This is a genomic window from Nocardioides jiangsuensis (genome assembly GCF_019679455.1).
GTDB classification, from domain to species: Bacteria; Actinomycetota; Actinomycetes; order Propionibacteriales; family Nocardioidaceae; genus Nocardioides_C; species Nocardioides_C jiangsuensis.
Map to the genome: position 1 here is coordinate 157,004 of NZ_JAIEZQ010000003.1, position 18,991 is coordinate 175,994.

Sequence of the window (18,991 nt, forward strand, 5' to 3'; positions counted from 1 at the left end):
AGGCATGTAATTTCAACAGTGTTCTTCATTTCGGTCACAAAACGGAGTGTTTGCCACTAGCGTCAGGGAACGTGCTTAATCAATGGGGGTCCTGCGAAGGATCTCACGGGTCGAAGGGGCGGAAGGCCGTGCGAGAGCTTTACATACTCGACGGAGACGCCGAGGAGCTTGGGTGGCAGGAGCGCGCGCTGTGCGCGCAGACCGATCCCGAGGCGTTCTTTCCGGAGAAGGGCGGCTCCACCAGGGAGGCCAAACGGGTCTGCCTGACGTGCGACGTTCGCGGGGAGTGCCTCGAGTACGCACTCCAGAACGATGAACGGTTCGGCATCTGGGGCGGACTCTCCGAGCGAGAGCGGCGCAAGCTGAAGAAGCGGGCAGTCTGAGACGGCGACGGGCAGTGTGGTGAGAACCGCACTGCCCGTCGCGGTTCTCGGATTCTTCCGACGCGGTCCACCGTGGTTAGGGTGGGGCGCCGTGACGGTAACTGCTCTCCTGGTCAGCCACGACGGTGCTCGCTGGCTGCCCGCTGTGCTCGACGGTCTGGAGTCCCAGACGGTGCGGCCCGACCGCGTGCTCGCGGTCGACACGGGCAGCGTCGACGCCTCGCACGACATCCTGGCCGGGCGCCTCGGCCTCGAGGCGGTGCTGAGCCTCCCGGAGCGCACGCCCTTCGGTGCGGCGGTCCTCGCCGGGCTCGACGCCCTCCCCGCGGCCGGCCCCGACGACGAGTGGCTGTGGCTGCTGCACGACGACAGCCGGCCCGCCCCCGACGCCCTCGAGCAGCTCCTCGCCGCAGCGGCCGCCAACCCCTCCGCCGACGTCCTCGGCCCGAAGCTGCGCGAGTGGCCCTCGCTGCGTCGGCTGCTCGAGGTCGGCATCACGATGAGCGGCACCGGCCGCCGGGAGACCGGCCTGGAGCGCGGCGAGTACGACCAGGGTCAGCACGACCGCACCCGCGACGTGCTCGCGGTGGGATCCGCGGGGATGCTGGTGCGCCGCAGCGTCTTCCTGGCCCTCGGCGGCTTCGACAAGCGGCTGCCAATGTTCGGCAACGACCTCGACTTCGGCTGGCGGGCGGCCCGCGCGGGACACCGCACCCTGGTGGTCCCCGAGGCGGTCCTCTTCCACGTCGAGGCCGCGCACCGCGGCGTCCGCCGTACCCCGCTCACCACCGCCAGCCACCGTCGCGCCGCGCGCTCAGCCGCGTTGTACACGCTGCTGGCCAACTGCTCGCTCGTCGCGCTGCCCGTCCAGCTGGTCCGGCTCTTCCTCGGCAGCCTGCTGCGCGCGCTCGGTCTGCTCCTGGTCCGCGCTCCGCGCGAGGCGTACGACGAGGTGCTGGCCGTGCTCGGCACGTACGCGCGCCCGCACCGGATCGTCGCGGCCCGCCTCGCGCGCCGGCGCACCGCGACCGTCCCGGCCCGCGACGTCCGGCACCTGCTCGCACCGCCCTGGCTGCCCTACCGGCACGGGCTCGACATGGTCACCGACCTGGCGCTGGCCGTCGCCGCCCAGGCGGGGGAGACCACCTCCGCCCGGCGGGCCGCGCGCACCGAGGCGGTGGAGGCCGGCCCCGTCGACGACGAGGCCGAGAACCTGCCCGCGGACACCGGGCTCGTGGCGCGGCTGCTGAGCAGCCCGACGGCCGGAGTCTTCGCGCTGCTCGTCCTGCTCGCCCTCGTCGGCACCCGGGGCCTGCTCGGCAGCGGCCTGCTCTCCGGCGGCGCGCTGCTGCCGGCGCCGGGGACGGCCGGCGACTGGTGGCGGGTCTACCTCGAGTCATGGCACGCCGACGGCATCGGCTCCGGCGTCCCCGCGGCGCCGTACCTGCTCCCGCTCGCCCTCGCCGGCACGCTCCTGCTCGGCAAGGCCTGGCTGGTGGTGGACCTGCTCTTCCTGCTCTGCGTGCCGCTGGCCGCCTTCGGCGGCTTCCGGTTCCTGCGCCGGCTGACCCCCTCGCGGTGGGCGGCGCTGTGGGGCGGGGTCGCCTACGGGCTGCTCCCGGTCCTCACCGGCGCGGTCGCGCAGGGCCGGCTCGGCACGGTCGCGGCGTCCGTCGTGCTGCCGTGGGTCGCCCACGCCGCGTTGTTCCTCGGCGTCCGGCACGACCGGGACCGCCGCTGGCGCGCCGCGTGGCGCACCGCGCTCCTGCTCGCGCTGCTGTCCTCGTTCGTCCCGCAGGCCTGGCTGGTCGCCGTGCTCGCGGTCGTGGTCCTGCTGGCGTTCGCGGCGGCCACCGGCGCCCGCGAGTGGACCCGGCGGTCCGGGTGGGGACCGGTCGCGGTCGCCGTGCTCGCGGTCCCCGTCCTGCTCCTGCCGTGGTCGGTGCTCACCCTCGCCGGCCGCGGGGCGGACGCCTGGCTGGCCGAGGCAGGCCTCCCGGCGACCGACCTGCTCGGACCCCTGGGCCTGCTCGACGTGGTCCTGGGCCGGGCCGTGGCGGCCGGGTCCGCCCCCGTCTGGCTCAGTGCCGGTGTGGTGCTGGCCGCCGTGGCGTCGCTGTTGCGCAGGGACACGCGCACCCCGGTCCTCGCGTCCTGGACCGTGCTGGTCCTCGCGCTCGTGGCCGCGGCGGTGCTCGCCCCCCGCGGCGAGTGGCTCGGCTTCCCGCTGCTCCTCGCCCAGGCGGCGGCCGTCACCGCGGCGGCCGTGGCCGGCACCGACATCGCCGCCCAGCTCTCCGGCCGCAGCTTCGGCTGGCGTCAGCCGGTCGGCGCGGCCGTGGTCGTCGTCGCGCTGGTCTCCCCGGTGCTCGGGCTGTTCTGGTGGGCGGCGTCCGGGATCGACGGGCCGCTGGACCGCCGCGCGCCGGGGTCGGTGCCGACCTACATGACCGACGCGGCCACCCGCGACCCCGACAGCGGCGTGCTCGTCGTGCGCAGCACCGAGGGGTCGGACCTGGAGTACCTCGTCCTCCGCGGCGACGGCCAGCGGCTCGGTGACGACACGGTCGCCCCCGCCCCGGAGGACCAGCAGGAGCTGACCGACCTGGTCGAGAGCCTGGCCACCGCGCCGCAGGCCACCGACGTGGAGCGGCTGGGTGCGCACGGTGTCGAGTTCGTGTACGCCGCGCCGCCCGCCGACCCGGTCCTGGTGGGGAACCTCGACTCGGTGAGCGGGCTCACCTCGGCCAGCGCCGTACGCCCGGGCTCGCGGGCCTGGCAGCTCGAGGCCGAGCCGAGTGACGAGGCGCTGCCCGCGCCCGAGGGCTCGCCGCGCCCCGTGCTGCTCGGCGTCCAGGGCCTCGCGCTCGTGCTCGCCGCCGTTCTCGCCGCTCCCAGCAGGAGGGTCCGCCGATGACCGCCCCCCAGCCCAGCCCGGGTCCTGGCCGCCGCGCCGCCACCCGGCGCGCGAGCGGGCCCAAGGAGCCCCGGACCCTCGACCGCGGCGCCGTCGCCGGCGGGGTCACGCTGCTGCTCGCGCTCGGCGCGGCCGGTGTCACCGCGGCCGTCGCCGGCACCGACCCGGCGGCGTCCACGTCGGCGAGCACCGTGCCGGTCGACCACGTGGTGAACGCGTGCCTGCGCGCCGGCTCCACACCCGGGTCCGACGCCGAGGTGCTCAGCCTGTCCGCGCCGCTGCCCGACCAGGACGGGCAGGGCACGGTCCGCTACGCCGCCGACGCTGACCTGGAGAAGGCCGACGGCCAGCAGGCCGCCCGCGGTGAGCTCGACACCCTCGACGCCGCCGGCCCCGGCCCCTCCGCCGCGGCGCTCGAGGCCGATGGAGCCATCGCCGCAGGTCGCGCGACCTGGCAGGTCGACGAGGGCGACGACGGCGTCTCCCTCGGCGTGCAGGAGTGCGGAGCGCCCCGCGGCGTGTGGTGGTTCACCGGCGCCGGCGCGGGGCTGGACCACCAGTCCGAGCTCGTGCTCACCAACGTCGACCCCGGTCCGGCGGTCGTGGACGTCACCGTGCACGGCCCCGACGGCACCGCCGACGACACCTCCACCCGCGGGATCACCGTGCCTCCCGGGGAGACCGTGCCGCTGCCGATGGTCGAGGTGGCGCCCCAGGCCGAGGAGATCGCGGTCGGGGTGACCGCCTCCAAGGGCCGCGTGGTGGCCGCGGTGTCCGACGGCGTCGCGGCGGAGCCCGGCGCCGAGCCCGCCACCGACTGGCTCCCTGCCCAGTCCGCGCCGAGCCGGACCGTCCGCCTCGCCGGGATGCCCGTCCGGGCCGACCGCCGCACGCTCGTCGTCGCCAACCCCTCGGACCGCGAGGCGCTGGTCGACGTCGAGGTCGCGGGGGAGGGCGGCTCCTTCGCCCCGACCGAGGGCGCCCAGCTGCGCGTGCCCCCGGGCTCCGTGGTCAGCTCGGACCTGACCGACGCCGTCGGCCGGGAGGCCTCCGCGGTGGTGCTGCGGTCGAGCGTGCCCGTCACCGCCACCGTGCGGTCCACGAGCGGCGCGGACTCGTCGTACGCGGGCGCGGTGCTGCCGCTCGGCGGCCCCGGCGCCGCTCCCGTGGTGCCCGGCAACGACGCCGCGGTGGTGCTCACCGGCGGACCGGTGGCCGGCGGCGCCGCGGTGGTGGCCTACCGGGACGACGGCTCGGAGGTGGACTCGACCCGGATGCAGCTGCAGGCCCGGGCGACCGCGCTCTGGGACGTGCCGAGGAAGGCGGACTACGTGGTGGTCACGCCGCAGGGGGCGGGCGTGTTCGGCGGACTCGTGCTGGACGGGGACGACGGCCTCGCCCAGGTGCCGCTCCGCCCGCTGCCGGTGGAGCTGCGGATGCCGGTGGTCGAGCCCGCGCTTCGCTAGTCCGCGTCGTACCTCGGGTCGATCTCCTCGGGAGAACGGCCCAGCAGCTCCGACACCTGCTCGACCAGCACGGTCAGCACCAGCGCGGCCAGGTCCGACCGGGTCTCGCAGCGCAGCTCGATCGGCCGCCGGAAGAGCACCAGCCGGGTCGGTTCCTTGCCGGAGGCGCGCACCAGCGAGGCCAGCGGGACCGTGGGGGCGTCCCAGTCGTCGGGGACGATCGGGGTCTCCTCGACGGCGAACTCGATCAGCCCGAGCTCGTCGTGCCAGCGGGCCTCCAGGTCGTGGACCACGCCGAGCACGATCGCGTCGAAGACCTCCGGCGGGGTGCGCACCCCGGGTACGCCGCCGGGGGAGAGGGGGCCGGGGAGCACCGCCGGCCCGCGCATGCCGCGCCCGCGGCGGTCGCGGCGCCGGCCGCTGCGCCGCCCGACCGGACCTCCCGTTGCCGTCACGACCGCGAGCCTAGTCGCCGGTGGGGGACGCAGGAGGTACCGTCTGCCTGTGAGTTCTGCCCGTCGTTGTTCGCGTACCGCCTGCGCGCGCCCGGCCGTGGCCACGCTGACCTACGTCTACTCCGACCAGACCGCGGTCCTCGGGCCCCTGGCCACCTTCGCCGAGCCCCATGCCTACGACCTGTGCGAGGCGCACAGCGAGCGGCTGAGCGCCCCGCGGGGCTGGGAGATCCTCCGGCTCGCACCGGACCCGGACGCGCTCGGTCCCTCCAGCGACGACCTGCTCGCCCTCGCCGACGCGGTGCGTGAGGCCGCGCGCCCCCTCCCGCCGCGGGAGGACGCCGGGCAGGCGGTCGGCCTGGCCCGGGAGACCGGCCGCGAGGTGGGCCGCCGCGGCCACCTGCGGGTGCTGCGTTCCCCCGACAGCTGAGACCGCCGACGCCCGATAGGGTCGTGACCATGCCTGCCACCACGGACCCCGCCAACCTCGCCGCGGTCTTCAAGGCGTACGACGTCCGCGGCACCGTCCCGGACCAGGTCGACGAGTCCCTCGCCCGCGCCACGGGCAACGCCTTCGTCACGGTCACCGGTGCCGCCGGGGGCTCCGTCGCGGTCGGGCACGACATGCGACCCTCCTCGCCGGGCATGGCCGCCGCCTTCGCCGAGGGGGCCGCCGAGGCCGGTGCCGACGTCGTCCTCATCGGCCTCGCCTCCACCGACCAGCTCTACTTCGCGTCGGGCAGGCTCGGCGTCCCCGGCGCGATGTTCACCGCGAGCCACAACCCCGCGCAGTACAACGGGATCAAGATGTGCCGCGCCTACGCGGTGCCCGTCGGCATGCAGACCGGGCTGGCGGAGATCCGCGACCTGGTCGCCGCGGGCGCGCGCACCGTGGCCCCGCGACGGGGGACGGTCTCGGAGTCCGACGTGCTGGCCGACTACGCCGCCCACCTGCTCACCCTGGCCCCGGTGCGCGGCCGGCGGCTGACCGTCGTGGTCGACGCCGGCAACGGGATGGCCGGGCACACCGCCCCCGCCGTCTTCGAGAAGCTCGACGTCGACCTGGTGCCGATGTACTTCGAGCTCGACGGCAGCTTCCCGAACCACGAGGCGAACCCGATCGAGCCCGAGAACCTGCGCGACCTGCAGGCACGGGTGCGGGAGACCGGCGCCGACATCGGCCTGGCGTTCGACGGCGACGCCGACCGCTGCTTCCTCGTCGACGAGCGCGGCGAGCTGGTCAGCCCCTCGGTCCTCACCGCGCTGATCGCCGCCCGCGAGCTGGCCAAGGAGCCCGGGTCGACGGTGATCCACAACCTGATCACCTCCCGGGCCGTGCCCGAGATCATCACCGAGCGGGGCGGCACGCCGGTCCGCACCCGGGTGGGCCACTCGTTCATCAAGACCACGATGGCCGAGTCCGGGGCGGTCTTCGGCGGTGAGCACTCCGGGCACTTCTACTTCCGGGACTTCTGGCGCGCCGACTCGGGGATGCTCGCGGCGCTGCACGCGCTCGCCGCGCTCGCGGAGTACCCCGGCCCGCTGTCCGGGCTCCTCGCCGAGTACTCCCGCTACGCCGCCTCCGGCGAGATCAACTCCACCGTGGCCGACCAGGCCGCGGCCGTCGCGCGCATCGAGCAGGCGTACGGCGGCGTGGACGGGGTGGCCGTGGACCACCTCGACGGCCTCACCGTCACCCACCCCGACTGGTGGTTCAACGTGCGCGCGTCGAACACCGAGCCGCTGCTCCGGCTGAACGCCGAGGGCAAGGACGTGGCGACGATGAGCCAGATCCGCGACGATGTCCTCACCATGATCAGGAGTGACGCATGAACCTCGACCCCGCCCTGCTGGAGATCATCGTCTGCCCGGCGTGCCACGGCGCGCTCGCCGTGGACGACGCCGCGCAGGAGCTCGCGTGCACGTCCTGCGGGCTCACCTACCCCGTCCGTGACGACATCCCGGTGCTCCTCGTCGACGAGGCCCGCAAGCCCGACCGCGCGTGATGGCCGGCTTCTTCGACGACACGCGCCTCGACGACGAGGACGCGCTCGAGCAGGCGGACGCCGTGCTCCGGCCGCTCGCCGAGGCGGGTGCACGGGTGCGCCGGGAGGCCGGCGGGGCCGCGGAGGCGATCGAGGCCGCGGTGACCGCTTTCGGGGACGACCGGCCGCGCGCGATCGTCGCCGCCGGTCCCGACTCCAGGCTGCTGCGCGCGGTGCTCGAGCCCTGGTGCCCGGTGCCGTTCGTGGCGTGGCCGGGGCCGAGCCTGCCCGGCTGGGCCGGGACGCTGGACCTGGTGGTCGTGCTCGCCCCCGACGGCGGCGACTCCGGCACCGCCTCGGCGGTGTCCGAGGCGGTCCGGCGCGGCTGCTCGCTCGCGGTGGCCTGCCCGTCGCGCAGCGTCGTGGCCGAGCACGCGGAGGGCCGCCACAGCACGATCCTGCCGGTGTCCGCCGGTGACCAGCTCGCCACCGCCGTGGTGATGCTGGAGTTCCTCAACCGGCTCGACCTCGGCCCGGAGACCGACCCGGAGGCGGTCGCGACCGCCCTGGACGACGTGGCGATCGAGTGCTCGCCGTACCGCGACCAGTCGGTGAACCAGGCCAAGATGCTGGCCATCGCGCTCGCCGACTCGGTGCCGCTGGTGTGGGGCGGGTCGGTGCTCGCCGCGCGGGCCGCGCGCCGGGTGGCGGAGTCGATCCGCCGGGCCAGCGGCCGCGCCGCGCTCGCCGCCGACGCCGAGCACCTGCTGCCGGTCATCACGGCCGCCCCGGCGCGGGACGTCTTCGCCGACCCGTTCTCGGACGCCGAGGAGACCGACCGCCGCCCGACGCTGGTGATCCTCGACGACGGCTCCGCCGACGCGCTGGTGCGCGAGCAGCGCGGCCGCCTGGTCGCCGCCGCCGAGGCGCGCGACGTCCGGGTCGAGACGCTGGCCACCGAGGCGGCCAACGACGTGGCCCGCTACGCGGCGCTGCTGGCCACCGGCACCTTCGCCTCGGCGTATCTGGGCGTGGGGCTCGGCCTGCAGCCCCGCTAGTCTGTCGAGGCCGACCGGGCGCGTGACGACGCGCCGACCCGGTCGCGCGGCACCCCCACCCGCTTGCACGACCCACCCCGACAGAGAAGAGAGCGCTCGATGGCAGCCGACGGCGGCACCAAGGCAGTAGTGGCGGCGTTGCTCGCCAACACGGGCATCGCGGTCCTGAAGTTCCTCGCGTTCCTGCTGACGCGGTCCTCCTCGATGCTGGCCGAGTCGGTCCACTCGGTCGCCGACGCCGGCAACCAGGGGCTGCTGCTGCTCGGCGGCAAGCGCGCCCAGCGCGAGGCGACGCCGCAGCACCCCTTCGGGTTCGGCCGCGAGCGCTACATCTACTCGTTCATCGTCGCGATCGTGCTGTTCTCCGTCGGTGGCCTCTTCGCGCTCTACGAGGCGTACCACAAGTACCACTCGATCCACGCCGGCGAGCCCAACGAGCTGCTCGAGGGCCGCTGGTGGTGGGTGCCGCTCGCGGTGCTGACCGGCGCGATCGTGCTGGAGTCGTTCTCGTTCCGCACCGCGATCGTCGAGGCGAACAAGGTCCGTGGCACCGCGACGTGGCCGAGCTTCATCCGCCGCGCCAAGTCGCCCGAGCTCCCGGTGATCCTCCTCGAGGACGCCGCAGCCCTCCTGGGCCTGGTGTTCGCGCTGATCGGCGTGGGGCTGTCGCTGCTGACCGGCAACGCCTACTGGGACGTCGTCGGTACGACGGCCATCGGCCTGCTCCTGGTGGCGGTCGCCATCGTGCTCGCGATCGAGACCAAGAGCCTGCTCCTCGGTGAGGCCGCCACACCCGCCGCCCAGCGCAAGATCCTCTCCGCCCTGGAGGGCACCTCGGGCATCGAGCGGGTCATCCACATGAAGACGCTGCACCTGGGCCCGGAGGAGCTGCTCGTCGCGGTCAAGGCCGGGGTCGCGCGCGACGCCGACGCCGGCCGGGTGGCCACCAGCATCGACGACGCCGAGCGCGCCATCCGGCAGGCCGAGCCGACCGCCCAGGTGATCTACATCGAGCCCGACATCTACGTCGCGGGGCACGTGCCGGAGGCCCGCCCGGAGCCCCCGGCTCCCGCCGCCCACTGAGCCCCCGCGGCCGGCGGCGGACCGGGCCGCTGCCCGGGTCGCGGCCCGCCTTCAGGCCCGCCCGCGACCGGGCCCATCCGGGTCCCCGGCCGCCGCGAACCGGTCTGGAACCCGGAGCCGCGGACGAGCCGCCCGCGACCGGTACCCTGGAACGGCTGACGACGAGATGAGGATGTTCATGGATTTCAAGGTTGCCGACCTCTCCCTGGCCGACTACGGCCGCACCGAGATCACGCTGGCCGAGCACGAGATGCCCGGCCTGATGGCGATGCGGGAGCGCTACGGGGACTCCAAGCCCCTGGCCGGCGCCAAGATCGCCGGGTCGCTGCACATGACGATCCAGACCGCCGTGCTGATCGAGACGCTCACCGCGCTCGGCGCCGAGGTCCGCTGGGCGTCGTGCAACATCTTCTCCACGCAGGACCACGCCGCCGCGGCCGTCGTGGTGGGCCGTGACGGCACCGCCGAGGACCCGCGGGGCGTCCCGGTGTTCGCCTGGAAGGGGGAGACGCTGGAGGAGTACTGGTGGTGCACCCAGCAGATCCTGCGCTGGCCCGACGGCGACTTCGCCAACATGATCCTCGACGACGGCGGTGACGCCACCCTGCTCGTGCACCTGGGCGTTGAGGCCGAGAAGGCCGGCCGGGTCGACTCCCCGGACACCACCGACAACGCCGAGAAGAAGGTGGTCCTGCAGGTCATCGCCGACTCGCTCGCCGAGGACGACGGCCGCTGGACCGCGATCGCCAACGAGCTCCGCGGTGTCACCGAGGAGACCACCACCGGCGTGCACCGTCTCTACGAGATGATGAAGGAAGGCTCGCTGCTCTTCCCGGGCATCAACGTCAACGACTCGGTGACCAAGAGCAAGTTCGACAACAAGTACGGCTGCCGGCACTCCCTGATCGACGGCATCAACCGCGCCACCGACGTGCTCATCGGCGGCAAGGTCGCCGTGGTCTGCGGCTACGGCGACGTCGGCAAGGGCTGCGCGGAGTCGCTGCGGGGCCAGGGCGCCCGTGTCGTGGTCACCGAGGTCGACCCGATCTGCGCGCTGCAGGCGGCCATGGACGGCTACCAGGTCCTCACCCTCGACGAGGTCCTGCCGACCGCGGACATCATCATCACCGCGACCGGCAACAAGGACGTCGTCACCGTCGACCAGATGAGCCGGATGAAGCACCAGGCGATCATCGGCAACATCGGCCACTTCGACAACGAGATCGACATGGCCGGCCTCGAGCGGTACGACGGCGTCACCCGCAAGAACGTCAAGCCGCAGGTCGACGTGTGGACCTTCCCGAAGGGCAACTCGGTGATCGTGCTCTCCGAGGGGCGCCTGATGAACCTCGGCAACGCCACCGGCCACCCGTCGTTCGTGATGTCGAACTCCTTCACCAACCAGGTGCTCGCGCAGATCGAGCTGTTCACGAAGACCGACGAGTACCCGGTCGGCGTGTACACGCTGCCCAAGCACCTCGACGAGGAGGTCGCCCGCCTGCACCTCGCGGCGCTCGGGGTCTCGCTGACCACGCTCACCGACGAGCAGGCGTCGTACCTCGGGATCCCGGTGGAGGGTCCCTACAAGTCCGAGCACTACCGCTACTGAGCACCACGACGGGACCACCGATGACGGAGCTGACGGAGAGGGGGGAGGCGCGATGACCGAGACGGGCAACCGGGGACGGGTCCTCGTCGTCGACGACGACGCGGCACTGGCCGAGATGCTGACGATCGTGCTGCGCAACGAGGGCTTCGAGCCCAAGGTGTGCCCGACCGGCGACCAGGCCCTCTCCGACTTCCGCGGCTTCCGTCCCGACGTGGTCCTGCTCGACCTGATGCTGCCCGGCAAGGACGGCATCGACGTGTGCAAGGAGCTCCGGGCCGAGTCCGGCGTCCCGATCGTGATGCTCACCGCCAAGAGCGACACGATCGACGTCGTCGTCGGGCTCGAGTCCGGGGCCGACGACTACGTCGTCAAGCCGTTCAAGCCCAAGGAGCTCGTCGCCCGGGTCCGTGCCCGGGTCCGGCGCTTCGAGGAGCCCGGGCAGGAGGCGCTGTCGATCGGCGACCTCAGCATCGACGTCGCCGGGCACCGGGTGACCCGCGGCGACACCCCGATCTCGCTCACCCCGCTCGAGTTCGACCTGCTCGTGTGCCTGGCCCGCAAGCCCTGGCAGGTGTTCACCCGCGAGGTGCTGCTCGAGCAGGTCTGGGGCTACCGCCACGCGGCGGACACCCGGCTGGTCAACGTGCACGTCCAGCGGCTCCGCTCGAAGGTGGAGCACGACCCGGAGAACCCCGAGATCGTGGTCACGGTGAGGGGTGTCGGGTACAAGGCCGGCACGGACTAGGCGCCGGAGCGTCCCCGTGAGACTCGCAGGACCGATCCGCAGGGCCGCCACGTTCTGGCGACGGTCCATCCAGGCACGCGTGGTGGTCAGCACGCTGCTGCTCTCCGCGGCGGTGGTCACCCTGGTCGGCTGGTTCCTGCTGCGCCAGATCACCGACGGCCTGGTCGCGGGCAAGACCTCCGCGTCGGTGGCCGACGCCACCCGCGGCGCCTACGAGGCGCAGGTGCGGCTCGAGGCCAGCGGCACCGAGTTCGACTCCGGCACCCAGCTGGCGCAGCTGGTGGCCAGCATCGTCGCCCGCGGCGACGTCCAGGGGTACGACGTGGTGCTCGACGGCCCGGTCCCGGGCAGCACCCAGGGTCTCGCGACCGGCAGCGGCACCCGCTTCTCGCCCGACATCTCCACCGACTCCGTCCCGGCCCGGCTGCGCGAGGTCGTGGAGAGCACGCCCGGCACGTCGTGGACCTACGCCCCGATCCGCTACCAGAGCGACTCCGGCATCCCCACCGTGCCGGGGATCGTGGCCGGCTCCCAGATCACCCTGCCCTCCGACGGCGGCACCTACGCGCTCTACTACCTCTTCCCGATGACCGAGCAACAGGAGACGCTGTCGCTGGTGCGCCGGGCCCTGCTCACCGGCGGCGTGCTGCTGCTGCTGCTCGTGGGCGGCCTGACCTGGCTGGTGACCCGGCAGGTGGTCACCCCGGTGCGGCTCGCGCGCCGGGTCGCCGAGCGGCTCGCGTCCGGCCGGCTCGAGGAGCGCATGCACGTCCGCGGGGACGACGACATCGCCCGCCTCGGCACCTCGTTCAACCAGATGGCGGCGAGCCTGCAGAAGCAGATCCGGCAGCTCGAGGAGCTGTCCCGGGTGCAGCGCCGGTTCGTCTCCGACGTCTCGCACGAGCTGCGCACGCCGCTGACCACGGTGCGCATGGCCGGCGACGTCCTGTACGACGCCCGCGAGCGCTTCGACCCGGTCACCGCGCGCTCCGCGGAGCTGCTGCAGAAGGAGCTCGACCGGTTCGAGCTCCTGCTCACCGACCTGCTCGAGATCAGCCGCTTCGACGCCGGCGCGGCCGTGCTCGACCTGGAGGACGTGAACCTCGTCGACCTCGCGCTGCGCGTGGCCGAGTCGACCAAGGCGCTCGCCGACCGCCGGGGAACCCGGGTCGTGGTGCACCGGCCGGACCAGCCGTGCGTCGCGGAGGTCGACGTACGCCGGGTGGAGCGGATCCTGCGCAACCTGTTCACCAACGCCATCGACTACGCCGACGGTCATGACGTCGACGTGCTGCTGGCCGCCAACGAGGACGCCACCGCGCTCGCGGTGCGCGACCACGGGATCGGCCTGGCGCAGGGCGAGTCGGCGATGGTCTTCAACCGGTTCTGGCGCGCCGACCCCGCCCGCGCGCGCACCACCGGGGGCACCGGGCTGGGGCTGTCCATCGCCCTGGAGGACGCCCACCTGCACGGTGGCTGGCTGCAGGCGTGGGGCGAGCCCGGCAACGGCGCACAGTTCCGGCTCACGCTGCCCCGCCGGGCCGGCGACCGGATCAGCCGGAGCCCGCTGTCGCTGGTGCCCGCCGACGCGGCCACGGGCGGGGTCGGCGCCGGCTACGCCCGCCTGGACACCCCGAAGGCGAGGACGCCGTGAGGACCCGTGCCACCCGGCTGGCCCTGCTCGCCGCGCTGGCCCCGCTGCTGCTCGGCGGGTGCGTCAGCCTGCCGCAGTCCGGGGGCGTCCAGACCCGTCCGGAGCAGGACCAGGTCGAGCCGATCGACGGCCCGTTCGAGTTCAGCCCGTCCGGTCCGCGCAAGGGCGCGTCGCCGCTCGCGGTCGCCCGGGGCTTCCTGGTCGCGATGGAGGCATCGCCGCTCTCCACCGCGGTGGCCAGGGAGTTCCTCTCCGACGAGGGCCGCGCCGGCTGGCTGCCCGAGCGGGAAACCGTCGTCTTCGGGTCCAACGTGCTCACCGAGTCCGGGCGCACGGTGACCGCCAGCCTCGAGGACACCATGCGGCTCGACGCGCGCGGCGCGTGGCGAGGGGAGGCCGCGGAGGGTGGCGTCACCAGCTACGAGCTGCGCCTGGTCCGCGAGCGGGGGGAGTGGCGGATCTCCAACCCGCCCGACGCGCTGATCATCCCGCGCACGCACTTCGAGACCCGCTACCAGCAGTACTTCCTCTACTTCTTCGACCCGAGCGCGCAGATCCTGGTGCCCGAGCCGGTCTACGTGCCGCGCGGCGGGCAGGCTCCGACGATGCTGGTCCGGCGGCTGGTGCTCGGCCCCGACCCGGCCCTGCGCGGCGCCGTACGCTCGTTCATCCCCGCCGGGACGGAGGTGGACCTCTCGGTGCCGGTGTCGGGCGACGGGATCGCCGAGGTGCCGCTGACCGAGCAGGTGCGCGACCTCGGCGGCGAGGAGCTGCAGCTGCTGTTCGCACAGGTCGCCTGGACGCTGCGGCAGGTCTCCGGCGTCGAGCGGATGCGGATCACCGTGGGCGGCGCGCCGCTGGAGATCCCCGACGAGGGGGCCTCGCAGAGCGTGACCGCCTGGACCGAGTTCGACCCCTCCATCCACTGGGCGTCGCAGGAGCTCTTCGGGATCCGCGGCGGCAAGGTGCTGGCGCTGTCCGCCGACGGCGACCGCAACGTCGAGGGCCAGTTCGGCGCCCAGGAGTACGCCCTGCGCGACATCGCGGTCGACCTGCCCGCGGAACAGGTCGCGGGGGTCACCGAGGACGGTACGACCGTCGTGGTGGCGCCGCGCGGCAGGGAGCCCGACCTGGCGCCGTCCGCGCAGAGCACCGTGGAGATCTACCGCGGGACCGACGTGCTCCGGCCCGCCTGGGACATCTACGGGCAGGTGTGGCTCGTGGACCGTGCCCGGTCGGGCGCCACGGTCGTCGTACGCCGGGGCGGGGTCGTGGCCCCCGTTCCCGCCCCCGGGATCGCGGGGCAGGACATCACGTCGTTCACGCTCTCCCGGGACGGCACCCGCTTCGTGGCGGTCGTCTCCGCCCCGGGCGACGACCGGGTCCTGGTGTCCCGGGTGCTGCGCGACCGGGAGGGCCGGGTGCGCGGGATGACCCGCGCCGAAGCCCTCGCCGTGGGACCTCGTGGGATCGGCGAGATCCGTGACGTCGCCTGGCGCACCCCGGGCTCGCTCGCCCTGCTCACCGGGCCGTCCCCGCGGGCCAGCGAGGTGGTGCTCGCCCGCGTCGACGGCTCCTCGGTGCTCGGCGGTGACAGCCTCGACGCGGAGGTCTTCCTCCAGCGCGCCGTGCACCTGGTCGCCTCCCCGACGCCGGGGACCCCGCTCTACCTCGGCACCCGCAACGGCCGGGTGTACGCGCTGGCCTCCGACGGGCAGTGGGCCGGACCGGTGGTGCGCGGCGGGCTCCAGGCGCCCGTCTTCGTCGGCTGACCCACACCGGCACCGCCGCACGGGGCCGCACTGTGTCCGTACGGGTCCGCACGGCGCCGCTGACCGTCCCCACCGGGCCGGCGGTGGCCGTCGTCCACCGGAGGCGCGGCGGGGCCGCCCAGTCACCGTGGCGTGCGCGAGGCTCGCGTCCGTGCGCGACGCCGTCCTCGACCTGCTGCTCGGCAGCACCTGTGCGCTGTGCGGCCGTCCGGGCCGGGTGCTCTGCGTCGCCTGCGCGGCCGGCCTCCCGCGCGGCGGGGTGGTGGTCCGGCCGACACCGTGCCCCGTCGGGCTCGCGCCCGCGACGGCGGCGGGGGAGTACGACGGTCCGCTCAAAGTCCTGGTCAACGCGCACAAGGAGCGGCGCCAGTTCGCGCTGGCCGGGCCGCTGGGCCTGCTGCTCGCCGGGGCCACCGCCGAGCAGGTGGCACGGAGCGGTCGTCGCGGCGCCTCCTGGCTGCTGGTCCCGGTGCCGTCGCGGGGGCGGGTGGTCCGGACCAGGGGCCACGACCCGATGCTGCGCGTCGCCCGCCGCGCGGCGGCCCACCTGCGCGCGGAGGGGATCTCCGCCCGGGTGGCGCCGGTGCTCCGCAGCGTGCGCGCGCCGCGGGACCAGGCCGGCCTCGGTGCGGCGGAGCGGTCGTCCAACCTGCACGGCTCGATGCGCTGCCCGCCGGGCGCCTCCACCGTGCTGCTCGGCCGTGACGGCTCGGGGTCCGGCCCGGCGGTGGTCGTGGTGGACGACGTGCTCACGACCGGGGCGACCGCCCGCGAGGCGCAGCGGGCCCTCGAGGCGGCCGGTGTGCCGGTCGCCGGGGTCGCCACGGTGGCCGCCACCCGGCGCCGTACTCCTGCCCCGGGCGGCCTCGGCTCGGAAGATCCGGGGGGTTGCCTACCCTTTTGCGACCCGGCCAGATAGCGTCTGTACATGGAGTCCGTCCGGGTCCGTGGTTGCGTTGACAGGATCCGGCTGAGCGCCGTTCTCAACGGTGGGACCTGTCGGCTAGCCGATGCCAGTCGCAGGCGAAACGGTCCACGTAAGGCGAGCCGAGAGGCACGCCGATCACGGTGCGGCTTAGAGGTAAGTCCTGCCCCGTCCACGTCGTCAGACACGACGTGCGTCCGGGAGAAGGTCATTAGTGGCAGAGAAGCTGCGAGGACCTCAGCAGGCGGTTGTGGGGTCGAAGACCAGGTCGGCCGGACGGATCTCCACCCTTCAGGACCACCGGAACCCCTAGGTGGTCAGTTCGCTCCAACAATCGGGAGGTTTCCGTGGAAATCGTCGTCAAATGCCGGCACATGGATGTGTCGGACCGGTTTCGCAGCCACGTCGAGGAGAAGCTTGCCCGCTTGGAGAAGCACGACCACCGCGTCATGCGCGTCGAGGTCGAGGTGGACAAGGAGCGCAACCCCCGCCAGGCCGACCGCGCCGTGCGGGTCGAGCTCACCGCGTTCTCGAAGGGACCGGTGATCCGCTCCGAGGGCGCCGCCGACGACAAGATGGCCGCGCTCGACGTCGCACTGGACCGGATGGCGACGCAGATGCGCCGCGCGGCGGACCGCCGCCGGGTGCACCACGGCCGGCACACGCCGGTCTCGGTCGCGGAGGCGCTCGCGGCCGTCGAGCCGCAGTCCAACGCCCCCGCGGAGGCGGCCGAGGAGGAGACCCAGCGCCGGGTCGGGCCGATCACGGTCATGGGTGACGGACCCCTCGTGGTCCGCGAGAAGAGCCACTCGGCCGAGCCGATGACGCTGGACCAGGCGCTCTACGAGATGGAGCTCGTCGGCCACGACTTCTTCCTCTTCGTGGACAAGGAGAGCGAGAAGCCGTCGGTGGTCTACCGCCGCCGGGGCTACGACTACGGTGTGATCTCGCTCGACATGGCCTGAGCGACCCGCTCGGGATAGCCCGAAATGGTGACGTGGGTGTGCTGCCACGTGACATGATCGTCACGTGGCAGCACCTCAAGAACGCGCGAAGACAGGCGGCGAGCCGATCCGGGTCGCCGTCGTCGACGACCAGGAGCTCTTCCGTCGCGGTCTGACGATGCTCCTCACCGTCGAGGAGGACATCGAGGTCGTCGGTGAGGCCGGCGACGGCGTCGCCGCCACCGAGCTGTGCGCCAGCTCCGTGCCCGACGTGGTGCTCATGGACGTCCGGATGCCCAAGCGCTCCGGCATCGAGGCTTGTGTCTCGATCAAGGAGGTCGCCCCCTCCGCGAAGATCATCATGCTCACCGTCAGCGACGAGGAGGGCGACCTGTACGACGCGGTGAAGAACGGCGCGTCGGGCTACCTCCTCAAGGACTCCTCGATCGACGAGGTCGCCCAGGCGATCCGCGTCGTCGCCGACGGACAGTCGCTGATCAGCCCGTCGATGGCGATCAAGCTGCTCGACGAGTTCAAGCAGATGACGCGCTCCGACCGCCAGCAGGTGCCCACCCCCCGGCTCACCGAGCGCGAGCTCGAGGTGCTCAAGCTCGTCGCGCAGGGCCTGAACAACCGCGAGATCGCCAAGCGCCTGTTCATCAGCGAGAACACCGTCAAGAACCACGTGCGCAACATCTTGGAGAAGCTGCAGCTGCACTCCCGGATGGAGGCGGTCATGTACGCCGTGCGAGAGAAGCTGCTCGACATCCCCTGACCGTGACACACATCCACCGGGACACCCTCAGCCGTGCCCAGGCACGCCGCATCGCCCTCGCCGCGCAGGGCTTCCTCGACCGTCGTCACGAGGTGCCCACGATGCGCACCCTGGCCCGCACGGTGGCGCGCACCGGGGTGCTCCAGATCGACTCGGTCAACGTGCTGCAGCGCGCGCACTACATGCCGCTGTTCAGCCGGATGGGCCCCTACGACACCGACCTCCTGCACCGCGCGGCCGGCCGCTCCCCGCGCCGCCTGGTGGAGTACTGGGCGCACGTGGCCGCGTTCATGCCGGTCGACCTGTGGCCGTACATGCAGCACCGGATGGCCCGGGCCCGAACCGAGGCCTGGGGCGGGCCGCGCAGCATCGCCGAGCGGCGCCCCGACCTGGTCAGCTGGGTGTACGACGAGGTACGCGCCCGCGGTCCGGTGACCGCGCGCCAGGTCGAGGGTGACCTTCCCCGGGCGGCCTCGGAGAACTGGGGCTGGAACTGGTCGGAGACCAAGCAGGCGCTGGAGTTCCTGTTCTTCGCCGGCGAGGTGACGGCGTCGGGTCGCACACCCCAGTTCGAGCGGCTGTACGACGTCCCGGAGCGGGTGCTCCCGCCGGAGGTGCTCGCCGTCCCCACCCCGACCGCCGCCGAGGCTCACCTCGAGCTGCTCCGCCGCGCCGCGCGGTCGCACGGTGTGGCCACCGAGGCGTGCCTGCGCGACTACTACCGGATGAGCACGCAGGACGCCCGGCCCGCGCTCGACGCGCTCGTCGAGTCCGGTGAGGTGCTCCCGGTCACCGTCGAGGGGTGGGACCGGCCGGCGTACCTGCACCGCGACGCGCGGCTCCCGCGTCGGGTCGACGCGCGCGCCCTGCTGAGCCCCTTCGACCCCGTGGTCTGGGAACGCTCGCGGACAGAGAGCCTCTTCGGCTTCCACTACCGCATCGAGATCTACGTGCCCGAGCACCTGCGCCGGCACGGGTACTACGTGCTGCCGTTCCTGCTGGGGGACCGGCTGGTGGCCCGGGTGGACCTCAAGGCCGACCGGAAGGCAGGGCTGCTCGTGGTCAAGGGTGCCTACGCCGAGCCGGACGCCCCGCCGGAGACTGCCGCGGAGCTCGCCGTGGAGCTGCGCTCGCTCGCGTCCTGGCTGGGACTCCCGGAGACGACAGTGGCTCCACGAGGAGACCTCGCGGAGCCACTGTCGGTGGAGCTGAAGTAGCGG

The 18,991-nt window shown here is 73.6% G+C and carries 17 protein-coding genes; 16 read left to right on the forward strand and 1 reads right to left on the reverse strand.

What is annotated here, in order from left to right:
• Positions 1 to 128 precede the first annotated feature (128 nt).
• The 3 genes from K1X13_RS16540 to K1X13_RS16550 all read left to right on the forward strand — a co-directional run bounded on the left by K1X13_RS16540 (position 129) and on the right by K1X13_RS16550 (position 4,766).
• Positions 129 to 383, forward strand: a complete 255-nt coding sequence (locus K1X13_RS16540; protein ID WP_221026248.1) for a WhiB family transcriptional regulator — start codon at positions 129 to 131, stop codon at positions 381 to 383.
• Positions 384 to 474: 91 nt separating this feature from the next.
• Complete coding sequence (locus tag K1X13_RS16545) at positions 475 to 3,300, forward strand: glycosyltransferase family 2 protein (protein ID WP_221026249.1); 2,826 nt, start codon at positions 475 to 477, stop codon at positions 3,298 to 3,300.
• Positions 3,297 to 4,766 (forward strand): DUF5719 family protein, encoded by a 1,470-nt coding sequence (locus K1X13_RS16550; RefSeq protein WP_221026250.1) that lies wholly within the window; start codon positions 3,297 to 3,299, stop codon positions 4,764 to 4,766. Before K1X13_RS16545 ends, K1X13_RS16550 begins: the two co-directional genes overlap by 4 nt.
• Here K1X13_RS16550 and K1X13_RS16555 read toward each other — a convergent pair.
• Positions 4,763 to 5,221 carry a metallopeptidase family protein gene (locus K1X13_RS16555; RefSeq protein ID WP_308249602.1) on the reverse strand — a complete coding sequence of 153 codons (459 nt, stop codon included), beginning with the start codon at positions 5,219 to 5,221 and terminating at the stop codon, positions 4,763 to 4,765. The two genes, K1X13_RS16550 and K1X13_RS16555, sit on opposite strands and share 4 nt — an antisense overlap.
• A 49-nt stretch (positions 5,222 to 5,270) precedes the next feature.
• Between K1X13_RS16555 and K1X13_RS16560 the strand changes: the two genes are divergently transcribed.
• The 13 genes from K1X13_RS16560 (at position 5,271) to K1X13_RS16620 (ending at position 18,988) form a co-directional block, all read left to right on the forward strand.
• Entirely contained in the window at positions 5,271 to 5,651 is a 381-nt protein-coding gene (locus K1X13_RS16560; protein ID WP_308249603.1) for a DUF3499 domain-containing protein, read from the forward strand.
• A gap of 29 nt (positions 5,652 to 5,680) precedes the next feature.
• Positions 5,681 to 7,054, forward strand: coding sequence for a phosphomannomutase/phosphoglucomutase (locus K1X13_RS16565; RefSeq protein WP_221026253.1), 1,374 nt, complete (start codon positions 5,681 to 5,683; stop codon positions 7,052 to 7,054).
• Entirely contained in the window at positions 7,051 to 7,227 is a 177-nt protein-coding gene (locus tag K1X13_RS16570; protein WP_221026254.1) for a Trm112 family protein, read from the forward strand. Before K1X13_RS16565 ends, K1X13_RS16570 begins: the two co-directional genes overlap by 4 nt.
• Positions 7,227 to 8,264 (forward strand): SIS domain-containing protein, encoded by a 1,038-nt coding sequence (locus K1X13_RS16575; protein ID WP_221026255.1) that lies wholly within the window; start codon positions 7,227 to 7,229, stop codon positions 8,262 to 8,264. Before K1X13_RS16570 ends, K1X13_RS16575 begins: the two co-directional genes overlap by 1 nt.
• Before the next feature lie 99 nt (positions 8,265 to 8,363).
• Complete coding sequence (locus tag K1X13_RS16580) at positions 8,364 to 9,347, forward strand: cation diffusion facilitator family transporter (RefSeq protein ID WP_221026256.1); 984 nt, start codon at positions 8,364 to 8,366, stop codon at positions 9,345 to 9,347.
• A gap of 172 nt (positions 9,348 to 9,519) precedes the next feature.
• On the forward strand, positions 9,520 to 10,956 hold the full coding sequence (ahcY, locus tag K1X13_RS16585) for an adenosylhomocysteinase (protein WP_221026257.1): 1,437 nt from the start codon (positions 9,520 to 9,522) through the stop codon (positions 10,954 to 10,956).
• A 52-nt stretch (positions 10,957 to 11,008) separates the two neighbouring features.
• Positions 11,009 to 11,701 carry an MtrAB system response regulator MtrA gene (gene mtrA / locus K1X13_RS16590; protein WP_221026258.1) on the forward strand — a complete coding sequence of 231 codons (693 nt, stop codon included), beginning with the start codon at positions 11,009 to 11,011 and terminating at the stop codon, positions 11,699 to 11,701.
• A gap of 16 nt (positions 11,702 to 11,717) precedes the next feature.
• Complete coding sequence (gene mtrB / locus K1X13_RS16595) at positions 11,718 to 13,355, forward strand: MtrAB system histidine kinase MtrB (protein ID WP_221026259.1); 1,638 nt, start codon at positions 11,718 to 11,720, stop codon at positions 13,353 to 13,355.
• A complete protein-coding gene (locus K1X13_RS16600) occupies positions 13,352 to 15,127 on the forward strand; it encodes an LpqB family beta-propeller domain-containing protein (protein ID WP_221026260.1) in 1,776 nt (591 codons plus the stop codon). Before mtrB ends, K1X13_RS16600 begins: the two co-directional genes overlap by 4 nt.
• 151 nt (positions 15,128 to 15,278) lie before the next feature.
• A complete protein-coding gene (locus tag K1X13_RS16605; protein ID WP_308249604.1) occupies positions 15,279 to 16,046 on the forward strand; it encodes a ComF family protein in 768 nt (255 codons plus the stop codon).
• 353 nt (positions 16,047 to 16,399) lie between these two features.
• Entirely contained in the window at positions 16,400 to 17,017 is a 618-nt protein-coding gene (gene hpf / locus K1X13_RS16610; RefSeq protein WP_221026262.1) for a ribosome hibernation-promoting factor, HPF/YfiA family, read from the forward strand.
• Between the two features lie 64 nt (positions 17,018 to 17,081).
• Positions 17,082 to 17,771, forward strand: coding sequence for a response regulator (locus tag K1X13_RS19765; protein WP_308249605.1), 690 nt, complete (start codon positions 17,082 to 17,084; stop codon positions 17,769 to 17,771).
• A gap of 2 nt (positions 17,772 to 17,773) precedes the next feature.
• Positions 17,774 to 18,988 (forward strand): winged helix-turn-helix domain-containing protein, encoded by a 1,215-nt coding sequence (locus K1X13_RS16620; RefSeq protein ID WP_308249606.1) that lies wholly within the window; start codon positions 17,774 to 17,776, stop codon positions 18,986 to 18,988.
• The last annotated feature ends 3 nt before the right edge of the window (positions 18,989 to 18,991 follow it).

Coding starts and splice junctions, on each gene's coding strand:
- K1X13_RS16575 (WP_221026255.1), top strand. CDS start 7,227: ATGGCCGGCTTCTTCGACGACACGCGCCTCGACGACGAGGACGCGCTC.
- K1X13_RS16580 (WP_221026256.1), top strand. CDS start 8,364: ATGGCAGCCGACGGCGGCACCAAGGCAGTAGTGGCGGCGTTGCTCGCC.
- K1X13_RS16570 (WP_221026254.1), top strand. CDS start 7,051: ATGAACCTCGACCCCGCCCTGCTGGAGATCATCGTCTGCCCGGCGTGC.
- ahcY (WP_221026257.1), top strand. CDS start 9,520: ATGTTCATGGATTTCAAGGTTGCCGACCTCTCCCTGGCCGACTACGGC.
- K1X13_RS16550 (WP_221026250.1), top strand. CDS start 3,297: ATGACCGCCCCCCAGCCCAGCCCGGGTCCTGGCCGCCGCGCCGCCACC.
- mtrA (WP_221026258.1), top strand. CDS start 11,009: ATGACCGAGACGGGCAACCGGGGACGGGTCCTCGTCGTCGACGACGAC.
- K1X13_RS16565 (WP_221026253.1), top strand. CDS start 5,681: ATGCCTGCCACCACGGACCCCGCCAACCTCGCCGCGGTCTTCAAGGCG.